Below are 3,151 nucleotides of genomic sequence, written 5' to 3' on the forward strand. Positions count from 1 at the left end.
GTCAGGAACAGGGCGAGGTAAAGCTCTCCCGTCGTCAGGGCGACGAGCAGGACAGGCACGACCAGCGCGACGAGAATGGCCGGCGCCCAGAGATACCAGCGCAGGTCACGGTCCCCGAGCTTGTCGGAAATCCAGCCGCCAAAGAAGGAGCCGGTGCCGCCGCCAAGCCCTGAGGTCAGCGCCATCCAGGCGCCGATCGTTGTCAGGCTGATATCGAAATTGCGCAGGAAATAGGACGGGAACCAGTTGCCGACGCCATAGATGATGAAGGCCTGCAGGCTCGCGCCGAGGGCGATGAAGCGGAAGGACGGGCGGGTCCAGAGGTGGCGTACGACCTGCGTCAGCGGCGGTGCCGGATCGGCGCCATCCTTTGCCCCTTCCGACCAGCCGCGCGCCGGTTCGCGCACGGTGAGCCGCACGATGATAGCCAGCAGGACGCCTGGCAGGCCGACAATGAAGAAGGCGATCCGCCAGCTGAACGTGTCGGCGATCCAGCCGCCGAGCGCGAAGCCGATCAGGATACCGATATAGATACCGATCGAATAGATGGACAGCGCCGAGGCGCGCATCTTCTTGCTGAAAATGTCGGAAATCATCGAATGGGCCGGCGGGCTACCACCTGCTTCGCCGACGCCGACACCGATCCGCGCCAGTAGGAGATGAGCATAATTCCCAGCAAGGCCGCTGAGCGCGGTCATCAGGCTCCAGACGGTCAGCGCAATCGAGATAATGTCCCGGCGCACGCCCTTGTCGGCCCATCGCGCGATCGGCAGGCCGCAGATCACATAGAACAGCGCAAAGGCAAAGCCGGTCAGCAGGCCAAGCTGGGAGTCCGAGAGATTGAGCTCTGCCTTGATCGGCTCCTGCAGGATGACAAGCAGCTGTCTGTCGACGAAATTGAAGACGTAAACGATGGTGAGAATGGCCAGCACATAATAGCGGTAAAGGCTGCTGGAATAGGGCGAGGCCGCCCGTTCGGAGGCCGGCTCGATTGACGCGGTATCAGGGTCGCTCATGTGGTCTTTCTGCTTCTGGGTCCCGCCGGATCGCACGAAGGCGAGACGTTGAGCAGCAGACGCCATCACATGGCCAGCAGGCCGCCGCCCGCATGGTCCCGGTCCAGATGAGGCTGCCCGTTAAAAGGCCGCTCCCCTCTGAACTCTGTGCTGTCTGGCGCCTCTGATCCTGTCTCTTTTCGCTGACCGGAGAACATTTGTTTCCTCTGATGGAAATATTCTCTTATAAGTGAGGGAAGTCAATCACTTCCTTGGCCGCGCGGCTAGATAGGATTTTTAAGGCTGAGGGACTAGATATGCCGATTGAGGAACACGCAGCGGAGACGGGAATGGCGAGACGACCCAAGCGGCAGGCCGAGCGGCGGCGCGATTCCATGGCACTCATACTCGACTGCGCCGAGGCCGAGTTTGCCAAGCGCGGCTATGACGGTACGACGCTCGCCGCCGTCGCCAAGGAGGCTGGCGTCGATACCGCGCTGATGCGCTATTATTTCGTCAACAAGCGCCGCCTGTTCGTGGCCGTGGTCAAACGCCGGTCCGAACCGTCAAACCGGCTGCGCCAGGAGGCGATGGCCGCCTACCGCGAAAAAGCCGGCGACAACATGACCCTCGAAGGCATCATCGATGCGTTCACCCGCCCGGCCTTCGAGCTTGGCTTCAATGATGAGGGCTGGCGCAATTATGCGGCGATCATCACATTCGTGGCCGGCTCCCGCGGCTGGCTGCGCAAGCTGATGACGGCCATGTTCGACCATGTCTCGCGCGAACTCATCGCCGACATGAAGACGATCATGCCGCATGCCACCGAGGCGGACCTCTACTGGGCCTATCATTTCATGACTGCCGCCTATGTCTCCTCCATCGGCACGACCGAGCGGATCGATGTCCTTTCGGGTGGGACGATCTCGTCCAGTGATTTTGCTGCGCTTGCTCGCCGCATCCCGATCTTCGTCGCCGCCGGCATCCGCGCCATGATCGACGATGCCGAACGCATCGACGCCCTGCCATTCGAGCCCATGCCCGCCGGATCCCTGTCGGACGAACTGGTCTACGATGAAGACCTCGACGACTTCGACTGAACTTGGTGTGGAAGTGTGTACGGCGTCACCGAGCGCACCGACTGGCGGCCGGCATTTCTGATGCCGCCTTGTCGGCTCCCGGGGCCTATTGCGCGGTGATGGTGACGGCCTTCCCGCTATAGGTCACGACGGCATCCGGCTCTTCTGCAAGCGCCGCGGCCGCGCCCTCATCCTCGATGAACACGACCCGAAACTCGCGGGTTTCGCCAGCGCGATAGTTTCCCTCAATGGCACCGATGGTTACCGTCCTCGTCGTGTCGTCATAGGTGATCGGGAGGCGGCTCCACGCGCCGCTTTCATAGTCATAGCTTAACCCGTCATCCTCATAGAGGCTGAACGCCCCGTCCGCGCCGGCGTAGACCAGCAGCGTGACAGGTCCGTCGGGGTTTTCGCCGGTGTGCTGGATGTCCGGTCCGGTCGGGATGACCGCGCCGGCACGCACGAAAAGCGGCATGTCGCCAAGCGGCGCGGGAACATCGACCCAGGCCCCGCCGGCCCGGCGCTCGCCGGTATGGAAATCGTACCAGTCCGTACCAGCCGGCAAGTAGAGCCTGCGCTCACGCGCGCCGAACTCATGCACGGGGCTGACCAGGAAAGACGGCCCGAACATGTACTGGTCATTGATGTCCCAGACCTCGCGATCGGCTTCGAAATCCATCACCAGACCGCGCATGATCGTGCCGTCGCGGTGATAGGTGTCGCCGGCCAGCGCGTAGATATAAGGCATGAGCCGGTAGCGAAGCCGGTCATACTTCACCATGCTCTCATAGACCTCAGAGCCCTCCGGCGCGATATTGAAGATCTCCCGGAACGGATACTCACCATGCGAGCGGAAGATGGGCGAGAAGGCACCGAACTGAAACCAGCGCAGGTTCAGTTCACGCCACTCAGCCACATGGTCCGGATCCTCATTCGTATAGCGCGCCTCGACCGCAAAGCCGCCAATATCGTGGGTCCAGTTGGGCAGGCCCGACATGGCAATGTTCACGCCCGCCGAAATCTGCTCGCGCAAATCATCCCAGCGCGCCACCACATCGCCTGACCATGAGGCAGAGC

The 3,151-nt window shown here is 62.1% G+C and carries 3 protein-coding genes; 1 reads left to right on the forward strand and 2 read right to left on the reverse strand.

Going from position 1 to position 3,151, the window contains the following annotated elements:
• A partial coding sequence (locus WA989_RS12090) for a spinster family MFS transporter (RefSeq protein ID WP_424340748.1) occupies positions 1-1,016 on the reverse strand: 1,016 nt, incomplete at its 3' end.
• Between the two features lie 329 nt (positions 1,017-1,345).
• Between WA989_RS12090 and WA989_RS12095 the strand changes: the two genes are divergently transcribed.
• Positions 1,346-2,095 carry a TetR/AcrR family transcriptional regulator gene (locus tag WA989_RS12095; protein ID WP_424340749.1) on the forward strand — a complete coding sequence of 250 codons (750 nt, stop codon included), beginning with the start codon at positions 1,346-1,348 and terminating at the stop codon, positions 2,093-2,095.
• A gap of 85 nt (positions 2,096-2,180) precedes the next feature.
• Here WA989_RS12095 and WA989_RS12100 read toward each other — a convergent pair.
• Positions 2,181-3,151: TIM-barrel domain-containing protein (locus WA989_RS12100; protein WP_424340750.1), on the reverse strand; the 971-nt coding region annotated here is incomplete at its 5' end.

Origin of the sequence: Henriciella sp., from assembly GCF_049649345.1 — a bacterium.
GTDB lineage: Bacteria > Pseudomonadota > Alphaproteobacteria > Caulobacterales > Hyphomonadaceae > Henriciella.

Coding starts and splice junctions, on each gene's coding strand:
- WA989_RS12095 (WP_424340749.1), top strand. CDS start 1,346: ATGGCGAGACGACCCAAGCGGCAGGCCGAGCGGCGGCGCGATTCCATG.